Below are 16,132 nucleotides of genomic sequence, written 5' to 3' on the forward strand. Positions count from 1 at the left end.
TTACAGTCTTTTTTTATCTGATATGTCTAGAATACTTTATTGATCTATAGCGACTTCCAATTTTGCCTGTTCTTCAGCAATTCGGCTTTCATTTTCTTTTTCGGTAGCTGTAATTTTTAATTTACGTGTAGCTAGCAGCACGATTGCAGTTGCAACATATAAACTAACGATAACAATTACCCCTGCATTAAAGCCAGAGCGGACATCATCCCCTGCAATTGTAATTAAGTAGCCAGTTATCCAAGGTCCTATGATTCCTGCCATACTAGAGATAGACAATGAAATACCAGTTATAGATCCTACTAAATTTTTCGGAATGATTAGTGTCTTAATCGCAGCATTCAATGGCAGTAAACTTGTATTCATAATTAAACCAATGCCTAAGAAAACGCATGCTAAAATGGGAGAAGATACAATAGTTGTCATCGCATATGCAGCTGCACCAACAATTAATACGGTAACTAATACACGGTCATATGATTTAATGAGACTTTTGTTTCTCTTAAATAAAAAGTCTGTAAATTTACCTGCGCAAATTGCAAATATTGTCCCTGCAATACCCATCCCAGCGAATATTAGACTCATATCTTGCGGCTTAAGGCCAACAATCTGAGTCAGGTAAGTAGGTGCCCAAGTAAGCACCCAAGTAGTGATCCACATTGATACGAAACCTACAACTAAAATTGATAATACATAAGGGTTAATGAATACTTTCAAAATATGTTTGAATGGTACTTCTTTGTTTGAAGCTAAAGATTTAACATCTTCTACTAATGGTTGCTTTGGCTCGTCTCTCATAAAGAAGAAGGAGATTGCCCATATCAAGCTTGCTACCCCCAACAATGCGAATGTATGTTGCCAGCCAAAGTTTGTAATCCCCATAACTAACAGGGGTGCAGCTAAATACGTACCAACTGTTGTACCAGAAGTCATAATAGCAGTAGCGAGCCCTCGTTGTGAACTATTAAACCATCGTGCAAGATGGACGAGACACATACTAAGCGTACTACCTTCAAAGAAACCTAAAACAACACGAAGAATAACTAATTGTGTTAATGTTTCTACAAAATAAGCACTTGCTAATGAAACCGTCCATCCAGCAGCAATCATCATTAGAAGGTATTTCGAGTTGAAGCGATACGTTAATGTACCTAAAACAATACTTCCGATAGCATATGCAGCAAAGAAGCTGCTTCCGACTAGTCCAAACTGATCGTATGTTAAATTTAGCTCGGACATTATTGGTTCCGCAGCTAATCCTAGAACAGATTTATCCGTATAGTTTAAAACAGAGAGTAAGAATAAAAATCCTAATACAACCCAACGCATGTTAAATCCCCCTTGTATTGTCTTATTTTCCATCACCTTGTTAACAGACAAAACACTAGTAAATCCGATAAACTGCTAGGATAATTTCCCACCTCCATTCGCCCTCATATTGAACTAAAAATGAGGTCATTTTCATCTTTCCGGTTAATACTAGACAAGTGATAGCGTTTACAAAACACTTCAAATGCTTGTACTTTCTTCAAAATTTTCGGGCACCTCTATATGTGTCCGAAAGAAAAATCCGGATCCGAACCTTTCATGAAAAGAATTTTATTTGAAAAAAAATAGTTTTACAAGATAAAAAATAACGCCGAAATGTATTTTCGAGAAAATAAGAAACAATTTTTAGAGAAAAATGAATAATATTTTCTCGATTAATGAACGCATCAAATACTGATAAAGCTGAAATTTAAACTAAAATTATCCATAAACCTTACAAATGGAGTAACATGTAATTTTTATTGTTTTTATCAGAATTTTCAATAAAAAACGTAATGATAATTTTAAATTGACTCCTTTATGATTGAATTAATCAGTTATGGATGGAGGAATGGAGATGGATGATCGTCTATTTAGAGATGCAATGGGGAAGTTTGCTACAGGTGTAACAGTTTTATTGACAGAAAATGATGGAGAAATTCATGGTATGACAGCGAACGGTTTCATGTCAGTTTCATTGAGCCCAAAGCTTGTTGTAATTTCAATTGGTGAGAAGGCGAAATTTTTAGAGAAAGTATCACAATCGAAAAAATATACAGTAAACATATTAGCTGAAGATCAAGAGCATTATTCACGCCATTTTGCCGGCAGACCGGGAGAAGCAGTTGAATTTGAAATATTAGCTGAGCAACCGGTATTGAAAGGAGCTATTGCTCAACTCACATGTGAAGTTGTATCGGAGCACGTTGAAGGGGACCATACATTATTCATCGGTAAAGTAGTAGATTTACGCCTTGAAGAAAAAGATCCTTTGTTATTCTTTGGTGGCAAGTATCGCAAACTAACTGAATTGGAAACGGTAGAGTCATAAAGGGGGAGTAATCTATGAATATACAAACAATGGCTAAAGCATTGGCAGAGGCTGAACATACAAAACAGCCGATTGCACCATTAACGGAAACTTATGGAAATATTACAGTGGCTGATGCGTATTCGGTACAATTAACGCAAATTCGCCAAAAAGTTAACGACGGCGCGAAGATAGAAGGACTGAAAATTGGTCTAACAAGTAAAGCAATGCAGGAAATGTTAAATGTCTATACGCCAGATTACGGTTTTATTCTAGATACGATGCTTTATGATGAGTTCGAAGGTTTATCTACTGACTCATTTATTCAGCCAAAAGTAGAGTTTGAGGTTGCTTTTATTTTAAATAAAGAATTAAAAGGACCGAATGTGACGGTGCAAGATGTAATTGATGCAACCTCTTATGTTGTACCAGCAATAGAAGTAATCGATAGCCGTATTGCAGACTGGAAAATAAAATTTGAAGATACAGTAGCAGATAATGGTTCATCGGCAGGAGCAATTTTAGGGAAAAAGCGTACTTTGCTTGAAGATATAGAGGATATTGCAAATATACGAATGGTTGTAAAGAAAAATGGAAAATTTCTAGATGAAGCTACAAGTTCGGCTGTATTAGGAAATCCGCTCAATGCAGTAGTATGGTTAGCAAATGAACTGAGTGAATATGATATTTCTGTTAAGCCAGGCATGTTTGTTTTATCAGGAGCTTTGTCGAAAGCTGTTCCCTTCGAAGCAGGCGATGAATTCGAGGCTGATTTTGGTGTACTTGGAAAAGTAAACGCTATCATTTCGAAGGAAGTGGTGAAAAAATGAAAAAACTCAAAGTAGGAATTCTGGGATCTGGAAATATCGGAACAGATTTGATGTATAAAATTGAGCGCAGTCCATTATTGGAAATGAGTGTTATGGTAGGAATCGATCCGGAATCTGATGGATTAAAACGTGCGGAAAATCGCGGTTACAATATTATTTCAAATGGAATTGAAGGCTTAATGGAACGCCTTGAATTAGTTGATATCGTATATGATGCAACAAGTGCATATGCCCATAAGCATAATAGCGATTTATTAACGGCTAAAGGTAAGAAAGTGATCGATTTAACACCAGCTGCAATTGGACCATTTACTGTTCCGCCAGTAAATTTAAAAGAACACATCGAAAAATCAAATGTGAATATGGTTACTTGCGGCGGTCAAGCTACTATTCCGATAATTCATGCTATCAGCCGTATTGTAACGGTAGACTATGCAGAAATTGTCGCAACGATTGCGAGCCTTTCTGCAGGTCCAGGTACAAGAGCAAATATTGATGAATTCACAAGTACAACATCAAAAGCAATTGAAGTAGTTGGAGGCGCTAAAAGAGGAAAAGCCATTATCATATTAAACCCTGCAGAACCGCCGATTATTATGCGTGATGCAATTCATGTTTTAGTAGAAAAAGAAGGCCATGAAGAAGCAATTCTAAAATCGATTCTGGAAATGGTAAAGGAAGTACAGTCTTATGTACCGGGATATACATTAAAAGCATTACCAATTTTTGAAGGCAAAAAAATATCTGTATTTGTTGAAGTAAATGGTGCAGCTGACTATTTGCCTGCATACGCTGGTAACTTGGACATTATGACGGCAGCCGCAGTACAAGTTGGCAATGAAATGGCACGTCACCATTTACAACGTGAAAAGGAGGTCATCTTATGACCTTAAATATATTAGATGTATCATTAAGAGATGGAAGTCATTCTGTGCGTCACTCATTTACAGAAGAACAGGTCCGGGCTGCAGCAAAAGGTTTAAATGCAGCGGGTGTTCGCTACTTTGAGGTTTCACATGGAGATGGTTTAGGAGGCTCTTCATTACAGTACGGTTTGTCTACAACAGATGAACTGAAGCTTATTGAAGTTGCTGTTTCAGAGTGTACGACTTCAGAAGTTGCCGTGTTATTGATTCCGGGAATCGGTACAAAAAAAGATTTGGAAAATGCATCAAAATTAGGAGCGAAAATGGTTCGTGTAGCAACTCATGTAACCGAAGCAGATGTAGCGGCACAACATATCGAACTAGCACGGAACCTAGGATTGAAAACTGCCGGATTTTTAATGATGAGCCATATGGCAAGTGTTGAAAAAGTTGTAGAGCAAGCAAAGTTATTTGAAAGCTATGGAGCAGAAATTGTGTATGTAACGGATTCTGCAGGAGCGATGTTGCCTAATGATGTAACGGAAAAAATTAAGGCGCTTAAGCAAAATTTACAGTGTGATATTGGTTTTCATGCCCATAATAATTTATCGATGGCAATGGCGAACACAGTTGCAGCGGTAGAAGCTGGAGCAACTTATGTTGATGGAAGTCTTCGTGCATTAGGTGCTGGTGCAGGTAATACGCAAACAGAAGTGATGGTAGCGGTTTTAGAACGACTAGGTTATGAGACGGGTATTGATTTGTATAAATTAATGGATTTAGCAAATGATGTAATTGCACCGCTCATGCAACAACCGCAAGAAATAACTAGTAGTAGTTTAACTTTAGGGTATGCAGGTGTTTATTCAAGCTTCCTGTTACATGCACAAAAGGCCGCAAAACAATTCGGTGTCGATGAGCGGGATCTTTTAATGAAAATTGGACAGATGAAAGCAGTCGGTGGTCAAGAAGATTTAATTTATGAAGTAGCACAAAATCTAACAAGATAAGAAAAAGGAGAGAATCGCATGAAGGTAGTCTATGTGAATGCTAATAACTTACAAGAGATTAAACAACAAGCTCCCAATGTTGCAATGGCACTTGGTTATTTTGATGGTGTGCACTTAGGGCATCAAAAAGTAATACAAACAGCTAAAGAAAAAGCAAATGCACAGAATCTATCATTGGCGGTTCTCTCTTTTTTTCCGCATCCTAAAAGTGTGATATTTTCTGACGTAGAAGTTTCCTATCTCGAACCACTAGATCAAAAGATTGAAAAACTTAAAAATCTTGGAGTAGACATTTTTTATATTGTAGAGTTTACAAAAAAATTAGCAAAAGTTGAAGCTAACGATTTCTTAAATGATTATATTATAGGTTTAAATGCAAAAGAGATAATTTGCGGTTTTGACTACACATATGGAACAAAAGCCAGTGGTACGGTTGAAACGTTAGCAGTGTATGCGGCCGAACAGCAAGTAGGACTGACTGTTGTAGAAGAACTGAAATGGAATAATCAAAAAATCAGTTCATCTTTAATACGAAAACATTTAAAAGAACGGAAACTGAATGAAATGCCAAGCCTTTTGGGCGACTTTTATCAAACTAAATATTGTAAAAACAATGGTTTATTACCGAATTATTCGCTGCCCGATATAGGCAATTATAAAGTATTGATAGAAGATAGCCACTCTTATATTGAATGTGTTGCGACTGTAAAGTGTAGAAAATATATTCAGATTCACCATGAAATATCCACATTGCCTAATTTATTAACGATACAGTGGATTGATCATTTCAGTTCTGTATCAAGCTGACTATTTCCCCTTATATAATAGAAGTAATACACATCTTCATATATTCGCCTAGATAAATAAAAAATTCTGCAGAACCTTTATAATAGTTCTGCTTTTTTATTTTCTATATTAAGCGTATAAATATGGCCTATAAAACCGCCAATATGTTATTGGAATTCCGAGATGAACTCAATATTTTTTATGTAGAAGAAGATAACCAGAATCAAAAAACATGGTTTTATTCATCAGAAGGGGATGTGCGTTTCTTAGAGGATGAAAGTAAATGTATCATCTTGGCTGATCATAAGACCGTTTATCCGGTGTAATCATATACGATAATAAAAACGAGGGTCCTGCCTACTATTTAGACAGGACCCTCGTTCATTTATTTCAGCATTGTCGTCTTTAGAAATTCTTTTGTTCGATCTTCTTTCGGGTGGTTGAAAAACTGTTCAGCGTCACCGCGCTCGATAATTTCTCCATCATGCATATACACAATCCAATCAGCGACTTCTCTAGCGAAGCCCATTTCATGGGTAACAACAACCATTGTCATTCCTTCTTGAGCCAATTCTTTCATCGTTGTTAAAACCTCTCCGACAAGTTCTGGATCAAGTGCTGATGTCGGTTCATCGAAAAGCATGATGTCCGGTTCCATTGCAAGTGCTCTGGCAATTGCTACCCGTTGCTTTTGCCCACCAGATAGTTTATTAGGGTAAACATCGGCCTTATCTTCCAAGCCGACTTTTTCAAGGAGATGTTTTGCTTTAGAAGTAGCTTCCTTTTTGTCAATGCCCTTAACCATTACCGGGGCTTCAATAATATTTTCCAAAACAGTTTTGTGGGGGAATAAGTTGAAATGTTGAAATACCATTCCCACCTTTTCCCTTATGTTGTTAAGGTTATCATTTTTAGGGTCGACTTCTTTGCCCCCTATAGTAATAGTGCCGCTATCTTTTCTTTCTAAAAAGTTCAGACAGCGGAGGAGAGTACTTTTTCCTGAGCCACTCGAGCCTATTAAACAAACAACATCGCTTTCAAAAACGGTCATATCGATATTTTTTAATACATGTAAGTCTCCAAATGACTTATTTAATTGATTAACTTTTATCATTTCTCTTGCTTCCATTACTTACGCCTCCTACCTGTCGCTAATTGCTAATCTCTTTTCGAAACGGTTTACTAAGAATGTTAATAATGCTACTAACACTAAGTAGTAGATCGCTACGATGAGTAAATAGGTCATTTCGTCAAAGTTATTAGATCCTAGCGTTGTCGCTACATTAAAGAGTTCATTCATCGAGATAAATGCGGCTAACGAAGAATCTTTCAAACCGATAATGAATTGGTTGCCCAATGGCGGGAGGGCACGTCGGAATGCCTGCGGAAGAATAATTCTTCTTAATGTCAGAACTTTGGTCATCCCTAAAGAGCGACCTGCCTCCATCTGGCCTTTATCGACTCCTTGGATAGTACCTCGAAGAATCTCAGAAATGTATGCACCATTATGAAGCGCCAAAGCAAGTGATGCAGCCCAAAAATCGGGAAGAAGGAAAATTCCGCTTAGTCCGAAGTAGAGGATAAAGATTTGAACTATTAGCGGTGTTCCGCGAACTAAAAAGACATAAATATCTGAAATGAGTTCTAATACTTTAAATTTAGAAATTTTCATTAACGCAAAGAAAAGCCCGATGACGATACCGATTAAAATGGATACAACCGTCAGCTCCAATGTTAAGAGCATGGCTTTAAGGAAAACATCTTTTGTATCTACTAGTACTTCTAGAAAATGTGAAAAACTTGGCACTGTACCTACGTCCTTTCTTATTTAGAGGATTGAATTATTCAGGTTTTTTTGTAATGTCCTCACCAAAATACTTCATGCTAATCCGAGTAAGTGTTCCATCTTCCCGGAGTTTTTCCAGCGCCTCGTTAACTCGCTTTAATAGGTTAGGGTTATCTTGAGGCAGTACAATCGCTTGTTCACTGCGTTCAATTAACTGCTGACCTTCAACTTTAAACCCTTCTTTTGCAGCATTTTTCCCGGTAACAAAATCGGTGATTACCGCATCATGACGACCGCTGTTTAACGCCTGCAAAGCAGTGATGTCACTGTCATAGGTTTTAACATTATCGGTATACCTGGAGGCTGTATCAGCATAGGTTGATCCTTTAGCTACAGCGACTTCCTTTCCGTCTAAATCATCAACAGTTTTGATTTCACTTTCTGGTCGGGTAAAAATCTGCGGTCCAGAATAATAATAGGGGGTAGAGAAAGCAACATGTTTGCTTCGCTGTGGATTAATCGTGTGGCTGGCAACAGCTACATCTGCACGGCCAGTCTTGACTCCTTCTACTATACCTTTAAACTTGATACGCTTTTGAACCGGTTCAAGACCGAGTTCTTTTGCGATCGCTTCGCCAACTTCGATATCAAAGCCTGACATCGTAAGGTCCTCATTATTTACATAACTAAATGGTTTAAACTCGCCAGATGCAGCAAAAACAAACTGATCTTTATGTATCAGTTCAGATCCGTCGGCAAGCTTTTCCTTCTCCGCACAAGCTGATAAGAAGCAGGCCGCGATAAAACTGAATATCAATATTAACTTTTTTTCCAACCGCATATTACGTATCAACTCCTCTCATGTATTTCTACAATCTTTTTTGCTAAGTATCTTACTAATAAGTGTGAATACCCTTTTAATTCCACTAATAAACAACAAGCGTCATTATTTGTACAAATTCTAACGATTTATTTCAGCTGAAAATGTCGAGTGTTTTTATAATTGCTTTGCTAATATGTATCCATGAAGGAGGGATATGTTGCCAAAAGAATTAAATCAGGTGATTGAATATATTGAAGAACATTTAACCGAGGACTTGTCTCTCGAAAGTATTGCACAGTATGCCGGGGTTTCCGATTACCACTTTAGAACAGTATTTTTTCACCTTTCAGGGATGACTTTAAATGAGTATGTTAAAAACAGAAAACTATCGGAAGCAAATAAGGATTTAATAAATGGAGAAAAGGTAACAGATGTTGCGTTTAAATACGGTTACCAGTCAGTCGACGGTTTTACTAGAGCATTTAAAAAATGGTGTGATTGCTTACCATCGGATGTCATCAAAAAGAAAGTAAGCAAGTCATTTCCTAAACTCACATTCGTTATTACAGTAAAAGGAGGAGTTTCAATGGAATGGAGAATTGAAGATAAACAAGCGTTTAATTTAGCAGGGGTAAGCAAACGTGTACCTATGCAGTTTGAAGGTGTAAATCAGGAAATCGTAAAGCTGGCCCAAAGCATAACGGAAGAACAAAGAAAAGAAATGCGCGCACTGCAAAATACAGAGCCCTTTGAAATTGTGAATGCATCTTATCATGCTGATGAGAATTTCCTTAAAGAAGAAGGGCAGTTAACGCATATGATCGGTGTCTTAACGACTGAAACTGAAGTCAGTGATCGATTAGAAAAAGTGCGAGTTGAAGCATGTACGTGGGCGGTATTTCCGAATGAAGGACCGTTTCCTGCCACATTACAAGAAACAATGGCCAAAATATACTCGGAATGGCTTCCTACTTCCGATTATGAAATTATCCAAGCACCAACTTTTTCGTTTACTAAAATGGATGAAAATAAAAAAGGTTATGCTTACAGTGAAATTTGGCTTCCTGTTCGGAAAAAATAACAGGAAGGATATTCTTATACTAAGGTAGAACAAGTGTAACTGAAGTATAAAGTAGTGGGAGGGGATAGAGTGGTCCTAATCATTCCAAAATGCATGAAATGTGATAATGAAATTAAAGACGATGAATCAGTATTGGTTCAAATGCGTTATCCGAAGCGAAAAGGGTTTACGGAAATCAAAGCTTATTTGAATCTGGAAGGCAAATTTATTTGTGAAAAGTGCTCAACGGAAATTAATATTTAAACAAAGAAAAGTTGCTCCATTGGTAAATGAAACTGGAGCAACTTTTCGTATATTCAGGCAACTTTTTTACATGCTTCTGCACATTTAAAGCACGCTTCCGCACACTTTTGGCAATGGTCATGATCATGTTTTTTGCATTCATTTCCGCATGCTTCACAAATTTTTGCACAAACGGCAGCCAGCTCGGAAATAAACGGGGTACCTCTAGAAATTGCCTGTTCCAAGTAGTTGCAAATATCTGCACATTCTCTGTCCAGACGGATACATTCGGTCATCATCTGAACGTGATCCTCTTTTAAGCATGCGTCAAAACAGTGGTTGCATGCTTCCATACATTCATGTAAAGTTTGCAGCAATTGTTGATGTTGCTCATGTGACATAGTCTATTCCTCCTCATTACAGATTGTCCACTTTAATTTTCCCGTTATTTTGTCCAGTAAACTATCCTAAATAATACTTAAAAAATTGTAAGGTTATCTTATACCTTGCAGGGGTATAATAAATTGGGGAGAAAATTAAAAAAAGGAGAAATGCAGCGATGAAAAAAAAGAGATTAGTAACAGGTGCGCTCGTTTTAAGTACAGCGCTCGTTTTAGCGGCTTGTGGTGGAAATGAAGAAGAGTCAAACTCTATAGAAGAAATGGATCATTCAAATATGGAACACGCCCAAATGGACCATTCAAGTTCAGGTGAAGTACCTGAAGGATTGGCGAATGCGGAAAACCCTACATATCCAGTTGGCAGCGAAGCAATAATTAATGCCGATCATATGGGCGGTATGAATGACGCAACAGCAACCATTACCGGAGCATTTGATACAACTGTTTATATGGTTACGTATACTCCAACAACTGGTGGCGAGCCAGTTGAAGATCACAAATGGGTTATTCATGAAGAGCTTGAAGACGCTGGAGAAGCACCAGTCAATTCCGGTGAAGATGTCGTATTAAATGCGGAACATATGGACGGAATGGATGGTGCGACCGCTACAATCGATTCGGCTGAGCAAACGACCGTATATATGGTGAGCTATAAAGATACTGAAACAGGTGAGGAAGTAACGCATCATAAATGGGTAACAGAGAGTGAACTTTCCCCTGTGGAATAAATTGTGAAAAATAATTATGCCTTAGTTAATAAATAGGTAAGGTCCTTCACATAATGGTGTGAAGGGCTTTTTACATATTGAACAAAGCGGGTAAATTACATGAACTAGCGTATTTAATGTTAAACTCAATAAATAAACATATAGTGAATATAAAAAGACGAATTTTATTATGAGCGATATAGAATCCCTTTAAAAGTAATTGGATCTTGTATTTTTCTTTTAACACTGATGAAGGGAAAGATGATATGGTAAAAGACTTCGAAAAAGTAATGGAAACTCTCTCAAAAATAGATGTATTTTCCAATCCGAACAATGAGCCAGTTACGATTATTGGTGAAGCAGAGAATTTGAAATGTGTAGGAATCGGGACGGACGCGGCAGTTTTTTGGTCCGAACACACCCCGGCGTATGCATTCAAACTATATGCGAAAGATAAATCAGCCAAAGTAATGGTGGAAGAAAGTGTTTACCGGAAGTTAGGCAATTCGCCTTATTTTTCAACCTGTTTTGGTTCGAACGACAATTGCCTCGTATTAAGTTACGAGGAAGGGAAGACGCTATTTGAATGTATCCTTGAAGGCATCCATATTCCGGAACAGGCGATAAATGATGTCGAAGAAGCAAGAGAATATGCGCGCAGTAAGGGCCTGAATCCGCGTGATATTCATTTGAAAAATATACTGCTGCAAAACGGCAGAGCTAAAATAATCGATGTTTCCGAGTATACGATGTCAGGAAATGATTGTCGATGGGAACATTTAAAAAAAGGGTATGAGCAATACTATCATTTAATAGACGGGAAATCCGTGCCGATCGGGGTAGTTGAAACCGTTCGAAAGTGGTATAACAGGCGAGGGAAGAAATCATTGTCATTTGAAGAAATTACAACACCTATTTTAAAACTTTTCTTTAAAAATTGATAAGTTTTTTATGCCAATATACAAATAAAAGCCTCGCATTTTGATGATATATTCATCTGAATGCGTGGCTTATTTAAATAGATCCATTTCGTACTTTTTCAATCAGTGAAGAAATCCATTCACCTTCATTATTAAAACGACTTGTAAAATAGCCGGTTAAAAAATCCCCACCTTCTTTTTTAGAACCTTCCAGCTTAACTTGCATATTCAAACTTGTAATATAATCTCTTTTCTTTTCAAGCTTTTTTAATTTCTCTTCAAGAATTATAATGATTTTCGCACGATCCACAAAGTCCAGATTCATTAAACCTACAATTGTATCTGAAAGGGAATCGGCTTTTTCAAAAAGCTGATAAATTTTGTTCGGAAGCAATGCAAGACCCTGTTCTGTAATGGCGAAAACTTGCTTATCCGGCCGGTTATCTTCTTTAATAATCTCTGTTGGCTCGATAAGTCCTTGTTTTGTCAAAGACTCGAAATGATAATAGAGCTTACTTTCCGTCAGGTTCGCCAATTTATCAAAAGGAATCGGTTCTGACAGCTCTTTTTTTAGTTTATATGGATAACTGCTTTCTTTCGCTAACTTGCTCAATATATAAATTTGGATGGACATAGTATTCTCCTATACTTTATACATTTTAATTTCCGCTACATAAATACAACTCGTGCCTGAAAATAGCACGAGTTGTATTTTTCCTTAGTTTAACAAAGTTATGCGATAACTTCATCCGCTTTTTTTAAAGAAGCTGGTTGTTCAGCCGGTGCATCAACTGGCAGCGGCTTATGGAAGATCCAAACAATAAGGACATTAATAAGCATTGCTCCGACACCTACTGCAGCTAATCCCCATAGGTAAGGGCCAGGGCTGATCGAACCGAACATAATCGCTAAATATGATTGAACCGAATGGTACATCGGTGTAATATAGCTGAACCATTCATATGGTGCGTACATCATATCACGTGGAATTGTTGCGCCATTTGCCAATGTTTGCATTAGCAGAATCGGAATGTTAAGAATCATACCGCCTTCACCAAGGATAAATATTGGAATTGCACAAACATTAAATGCAGCCATATACAATAAAATCTGCTGACCGGCTACAGGCAACAATACTGCCATGTCGACATCTGCAATTGAAAAGGCAACAGTTAATGAAGCAATAGTTGAAAGTACTGCAATCATTAATGCAGTCAATTGTACATACATAAATAATCGTGTTTTGCTCGCTTTACCACGGCTCGCTTTAAATGAACCGACTAACTGCATTCCTGCAATCATTGCACCTACATAACAAGCCATTGTTAAAAACATTGGCAGCATACTGTTATGCATTCCCGTTGGCACATCATTCATAATGACATAGTTTCCAGTGTAGCTGTTTTCGATTTGCGCAGCCATTTCAGCAGCCTGTTCTTCAGGAAGGTTAAAATTCATTAAAATGCCTTGAGCTGTTTGCTGTGAGAAATTTGCACTTAATTCGCTATTAATCTGAGTAACTACAGATGACATAGAAGATGAAACCATTGTTGATGAAGCTTCATTTACTGTGAAATCAATGTTAGTACCTTTACCGCTCTGTGCATCCGCCGAAAAGTTTTCAGGGATATGAATAACTAATGCAAGTTCATTGTGCTCTAAGTCTTTCAGAGCCTGTTTATTTGTTAAGTCTGTTTCGATTGTCTTAAATGGTAAGCTTTCACCTAGCTGACCTGCAATCTGATTGCCAGCTTCGCCTTTGTCGTCATTTACGATGGCAATTTTTAATTCATCCATATTGCCGGGTATTGCTGTATATCCAGGTAAAAAGATTCCGAGCATCGCTACCGCATAAAATATTCCCATAAAAATAGAAGCAATTGCTCCTTGTGATTTTAAAAATTGTTTAAATTTCACGTATTGTTTCCTCTCTTATACAAACATTAATTCGAGTACTCTAATTGAAGTACTTTGCTTTTAGTATTCTATAATATTAATGATTTACCTGTAAAGTAATAAGTTGGTCAGAAATATTACGATAATGTGAACGGTTAGAATGAGCATTTAATTTACCCATGGAAAATATCTGTCATAAAAATTTTAAAAGTTCTGTAACTTTTACACTCTTTTCCAGTCTAATTCAATACAAAGTATGGAAAGGGAGGGGTTTACATGAAAAACGGCAAACTTTTCGGTATAGGGCTTGTCGCGTCACTTGTAGCGGTTTTGGCACTCGGATATTTTATGTTCGCTAAAAATACGGAAGTGCAGGCAACAGGTATTTTATTCGAAGGGGAAACGTATTCAATTACGTTAAAGCAGCCAATTAGGGAAAAAAGTTTAACAGATGGGTCCATTATAGTTGTCGATGAAAACGGCAATAACGCTAAAGTGAACTTTTCAGTTGATAAAGCCGGGACTGCTTTATCTGTCGAAGGGCTTAGCGTAGGGAAGTACACACTCGAAATTAAGCAAACCGCATACGCGAAAAATGCAAAGTCGCAGCAGGAACAGTCAGTAGCACTTGAAGTTGTAAGGAAAGTGGAAAAACTTACTACAACAGAAGATTTAAAAGATTACTTCAGGGCGTTTGTAGCACAAGAAAATGCGGTATCGAGTCGCTTTAATGATATGGTGGTTGAAGAATCGGCGATGTCGATGGAAAACAAAGATTCAGGCAGTGGTGGGCCGAGTCACTCTACAACAAACAACCAGGTTGAAGGGATTGAAGAAGGTGACATTACAATTACGGACGGCCACTCGATTTATACGATTGTCGACAATAAAGTAGTCATTGTTGATGCTAAAACTATGAGTGTAGTAAAGCGTTTAAAGGTTGGCAAAGATATTTATCCATCGCATTTAATGCTGCATAATCAAACATTAATTATCGGATACACACAGTATGTGGAAACACAAAGAGAGCCGTATTATGACGGGAAATCTGTTACGAAAATTGCTTTCTATGATGTGAAAGATGCTAAAAATCCTACATTAGTACGCGAAGTGGGGCATGACGGGGATATTACAAGTCTCCGTAAAACAGGCAGCTATTTGTATGTTGTATCAAGTCGTATGCCGAACTACTGGCTGCTGCAGGAAACACCGGATGTAGAGCTTCGTCCATCTACGTACGATGGGGAAAAGGAAACTGTTATGCCGGTTGATAAAATTCGCATGCTGCCTGAAAGCAATGAACCGAATTATTTGATCGTTTCAGCAATCGATATGAGCAATGTAAAGTCGAACGCATGGAAAACAGAGAGCTTCCTAGGTAATAGTGGGCAATTGTACATGTCAGAAAACGCAATCTATATTGCATCGATGAATCATTATCGTTTCGGACCAGTAATGGAAAGTACATCTCTTGAAGACACGGTATCTAGTACAATGCCGGTGAGCCAAAACGATGAAACGAATATTTATAAAATTTCTATTGATAAAACAGCGGTGAAAATGACAGCACAAGGTAAAGTTCCTGGTTCTGTATTAAATCAATTCTCAATGGATGAGCATGATGGGCATGTCCGTATCGCTACTACAGAAGGCAGTGCATGGGGAACAACAGCCAATTCGAAAAACAATCTCTTCATTTTGGATGGAAACTTAAAACAAGTAGGTGCGGTCAAGGATTTGGCGAAGGGGGAACGCATTTACTCTGCTCGCTTTATGGGAGACAAAGCGTATTTAGTGACATTTAAGGAAACAGACCCGCTCTTTGTTATTGATACGAAAAATCCGACAGCGCCGAAAGTGTTAGGGGAGCTGAAAATTCCAGGCTTCAGTAATTACTTGCATCCAATTGGCGAAAATCACTTGTTAGGTATTGGTTACGATACGGAAGTGAAGATGGAGGAAGGTTCAAAAGAGCCGGTTGTCTATACAAAAGGAATGAAACTGAGCCTGTTTGATGTGACGGATTTCAATAACCCGAAAGAACAGCAGGCGGTTGTAATAGGAGGTCGCGGTACTTATTCACCTGTACAGTATGACCATAAAGCACTGTTCAGAGATTCGCGTCAAAACTATTACGGCTTCCCGGTTACGATTTACTCGCCAACAGATGAGGAAGACCAGCTGAAATATGAAGGAACAGGTGCTCATATTTACAAAGTGACACCTAAAGGAATTGAGCTTGCAGCGGATATGATCGAAAAGGCACGTCCTGGTGAACAATATGAAGATTCGTATAATGTTGTACAGCGTCTTCTTTATATTGATGATGAGCTATTTACAGTATCACGTTCAAAAGTGACGAGCTTCAACGGTAAAACATTAGAAAAGCAAAAAATGGTAGGTTTCTAATAAAGATTCAACCACAAGCACAGGTGGAACTGTGCTTGTGGTTTTTTTCATGTCCTG

The 16,132-nt window shown here is 37.8% G+C and carries 17 protein-coding genes; 10 read left to right on the forward strand and 7 right to left on the reverse strand.

Annotated features, from left to right (window positions below; genetic code table 11):
* Positions 1–36 precede the first annotated feature (36 nt).
* Positions 37–1,329: an MFS transporter gene (locus M3166_RS14575; RefSeq protein WP_251690593.1), complete on the reverse strand. Its 1,293-nt coding sequence runs from the start codon at positions 1,327–1,329 to the stop codon at positions 37–39.
* A 556-nt stretch (positions 1,330–1,885) separates the two neighbouring features.
* Between M3166_RS14575 and M3166_RS14580 the strand changes: the two genes are divergently transcribed.
* The 5 genes from M3166_RS14580 to M3166_RS14600 are packed head-to-tail and all read left to right on the forward strand — an operon-like array spanning position 1,886 to position 5,851.
* Entirely contained in the window at positions 1,886–2,359 is a 474-nt protein-coding gene (locus M3166_RS14580; protein WP_251690594.1) for a flavin reductase family protein, read from the forward strand.
* A 14-nt stretch (positions 2,360–2,373) separates the two neighbouring features.
* Positions 2,374–3,168 carry a 2-keto-4-pentenoate hydratase gene (locus M3166_RS14585; protein ID WP_251690595.1) on the forward strand — a complete coding sequence of 265 codons (795 nt, stop codon included), beginning with the start codon at positions 2,374–2,376 and terminating at the stop codon, positions 3,166–3,168.
* Positions 3,165–4,055, forward strand: coding sequence for an acetaldehyde dehydrogenase (acetylating) (locus M3166_RS14590; RefSeq protein WP_251690596.1), 891 nt, complete (start codon positions 3,165–3,167; stop codon positions 4,053–4,055). Before M3166_RS14585 ends, M3166_RS14590 begins: the two co-directional genes overlap by 4 nt.
* Entirely contained in the window at positions 4,052–5,044 is a 993-nt protein-coding gene (gene dmpG / locus M3166_RS14595; protein WP_251690597.1) for a 4-hydroxy-2-oxovalerate aldolase, read from the forward strand. Before M3166_RS14590 ends, dmpG begins: the two co-directional genes overlap by 4 nt.
* Before the next feature lie 18 nt (positions 5,045–5,062).
* Positions 5,063–5,851 carry an FAD synthetase family protein gene (locus M3166_RS14600; protein ID WP_251690598.1) on the forward strand — a complete coding sequence of 263 codons (789 nt, stop codon included), beginning with the start codon at positions 5,063–5,065 and terminating at the stop codon, positions 5,849–5,851.
* Positions 5,852–6,215: 364 nt separating this feature from the next.
* Here M3166_RS14600 and M3166_RS14605 read toward each other — a convergent pair whose 3' ends face one another.
* The 3 genes from M3166_RS14605 to M3166_RS14615 are packed head-to-tail and all read right to left on the reverse strand — an operon-like array spanning position 6,216 to position 8,457.
* Positions 6,216–6,959, reverse strand: coding sequence for an amino acid ABC transporter ATP-binding protein (locus M3166_RS14605; protein ID WP_285848925.1), 744 nt, complete (start codon positions 6,957–6,959; stop codon positions 6,216–6,218).
* A gap of 12 nt (positions 6,960–6,971) precedes the next feature.
* Positions 6,972–7,637 carry an amino acid ABC transporter permease gene (locus tag M3166_RS14610; RefSeq protein ID WP_079523821.1) on the reverse strand — a complete coding sequence of 222 codons (666 nt, stop codon included), beginning with the start codon at positions 7,635–7,637 and terminating at the stop codon, positions 6,972–6,974.
* 34 nt (positions 7,638–7,671) lie between these two features.
* A complete protein-coding gene (locus tag M3166_RS14615; RefSeq protein WP_251690599.1) occupies positions 7,672–8,457 on the reverse strand; it encodes a transporter substrate-binding domain-containing protein in 786 nt (261 codons plus the stop codon).
* A 199-nt stretch (positions 8,458–8,656) separates the two neighbouring features.
* Here M3166_RS14615 and M3166_RS14620 point away from each other — a divergent pair, with 199 nt between their 5' ends.
* Entirely contained in the window at positions 8,657–9,520 is an 864-nt protein-coding gene (locus M3166_RS14620; RefSeq protein ID WP_251690600.1) for an AraC family transcriptional regulator, read from the forward strand.
* Between the two features lie 69 nt (positions 9,521–9,589).
* Positions 9,590–9,763: a Fe3+ hydroxamate ABC transporter substrate-binding protein gene (locus M3166_RS14625; RefSeq protein WP_251690601.1), complete on the forward strand. Its 174-nt coding sequence runs from the start codon at positions 9,590–9,592 to the stop codon at positions 9,761–9,763.
* A 53-nt stretch (positions 9,764–9,816) separates the two neighbouring features.
* Here M3166_RS14625 and M3166_RS14630 read toward each other — a convergent pair whose 3' ends face one another.
* Positions 9,817–10,143: a four-helix bundle copper-binding protein gene (locus M3166_RS14630; RefSeq protein ID WP_251690602.1), complete on the reverse strand. Its 327-nt coding sequence runs from the start codon at positions 10,141–10,143 to the stop codon at positions 9,817–9,819.
* 158 nt (positions 10,144–10,301) lie between these two features.
* On the opposite strand from M3166_RS14630, the gene M3166_RS14635 reads away from it, so the two are divergent.
* Positions 10,302–10,871: a YdhK family protein gene (locus tag M3166_RS14635; protein WP_251690603.1), complete on the forward strand. Its 570-nt coding sequence runs from the start codon at positions 10,302–10,304 to the stop codon at positions 10,869–10,871.
* 245 nt (positions 10,872–11,116) lie between these two features.
* Positions 11,117–11,791 (forward strand): serine/threonine protein kinase, encoded by a 675-nt coding sequence (locus M3166_RS14640; RefSeq protein ID WP_251690604.1) that lies wholly within the window; start codon positions 11,117–11,119, stop codon positions 11,789–11,791.
* A gap of 73 nt (positions 11,792–11,864) precedes the next feature.
* On the opposite strand, the gene M3166_RS14645 is transcribed toward M3166_RS14640, so the two are convergent.
* Both M3166_RS14645 and M3166_RS14650 read right to left on the reverse strand, forming a co-directional pair.
* Positions 11,865–12,404: a PadR family transcriptional regulator gene (locus M3166_RS14645; RefSeq protein ID WP_251690605.1), complete on the reverse strand. Its 540-nt coding sequence runs from the start codon at positions 12,402–12,404 to the stop codon at positions 11,865–11,867.
* Between the two features lie 98 nt (positions 12,405–12,502).
* Complete coding sequence (locus tag M3166_RS14650; protein WP_251690606.1) at positions 12,503–13,687, reverse strand: YhgE/Pip domain-containing protein; 1,185 nt, start codon at positions 13,685–13,687, stop codon at positions 12,503–12,505.
* A 255-nt stretch (positions 13,688–13,942) separates the two neighbouring features.
* Here M3166_RS14650 and M3166_RS14655 point away from each other — a divergent pair, with 255 nt between their 5' ends.
* Positions 13,943–16,075 (forward strand): beta-propeller domain-containing protein, encoded by a 2,133-nt coding sequence (locus M3166_RS14655; RefSeq protein WP_251690607.1) that lies wholly within the window; start codon positions 13,943–13,945, stop codon positions 16,073–16,075.
* Positions 16,076–16,132: the final 57 nt, after the last annotated feature.

The organism is Solibacillus isronensis, from assembly GCF_023715405.1.
GTDB lineage: Bacteria > Bacillota > Bacilli > Bacillales_A > Planococcaceae > Solibacillus > Solibacillus isronensis_B.

Excerpts from the sequence above, each read along its gene's own strand:
- M3166_RS14575 (WP_251690593.1), bottom strand. The coding sequence starts at position 1,329 with ATGCGTTGGGTTGTATTAGGATTTTTATTCTTACTCTCTGTTTTAAAC.
- M3166_RS14580 (WP_251690594.1), top strand. The coding sequence starts at position 1,886 with ATGGATGATCGTCTATTTAGAGATGCAATGGGGAAGTTTGCTACAGGT.
- M3166_RS14585 (WP_251690595.1), top strand. The coding sequence starts at position 2,374 with ATGAATATACAAACAATGGCTAAAGCATTGGCAGAGGCTGAACATACA.
- M3166_RS14590 (WP_251690596.1), top strand. The coding sequence starts at position 3,165 with ATGAAAAAACTCAAAGTAGGAATTCTGGGATCTGGAAATATCGGAACA.
- dmpG (WP_251690597.1), top strand. The coding sequence starts at position 4,052 with ATGACCTTAAATATATTAGATGTATCATTAAGAGATGGAAGTCATTCT.
- M3166_RS14600 (WP_251690598.1), top strand. The coding sequence starts at position 5,063 with ATGAAGGTAGTCTATGTGAATGCTAATAACTTACAAGAGATTAAACAA.
- M3166_RS14605 (WP_285848925.1), bottom strand. The coding sequence starts at position 6,959 with ATGGAAGCAAGAGAAATGATAAAAGTTAATCAATTAAATAAGTCATTT.
- M3166_RS14615 (WP_251690599.1), bottom strand. The coding sequence starts at position 8,457 with ATGCGGTTGGAAAAAAAGTTAATATTGATATTCAGTTTTATCGCGGCC.
- M3166_RS14630 (WP_251690602.1), bottom strand. The coding sequence starts at position 10,143 with ATGTCACATGAGCAACATCAACAATTGCTGCAAACTTTACATGAATGT.
- M3166_RS14635 (WP_251690603.1), top strand. The coding sequence starts at position 10,302 with ATGAAAAAAAAGAGATTAGTAACAGGTGCGCTCGTTTTAAGTACAGCG.
- M3166_RS14640 (WP_251690604.1), top strand. The coding sequence starts at position 11,117 with ATGGTAAAAGACTTCGAAAAAGTAATGGAAACTCTCTCAAAAATAGAT.
- M3166_RS14645 (WP_251690605.1), bottom strand. The coding sequence starts at position 12,404 with ATGTCCATCCAAATTTATATATTGAGCAAGTTAGCGAAAGAAAGCAGT.
- M3166_RS14655 (WP_251690607.1), top strand. The coding sequence starts at position 13,943 with ATGAAAAACGGCAAACTTTTCGGTATAGGGCTTGTCGCGTCACTTGTA.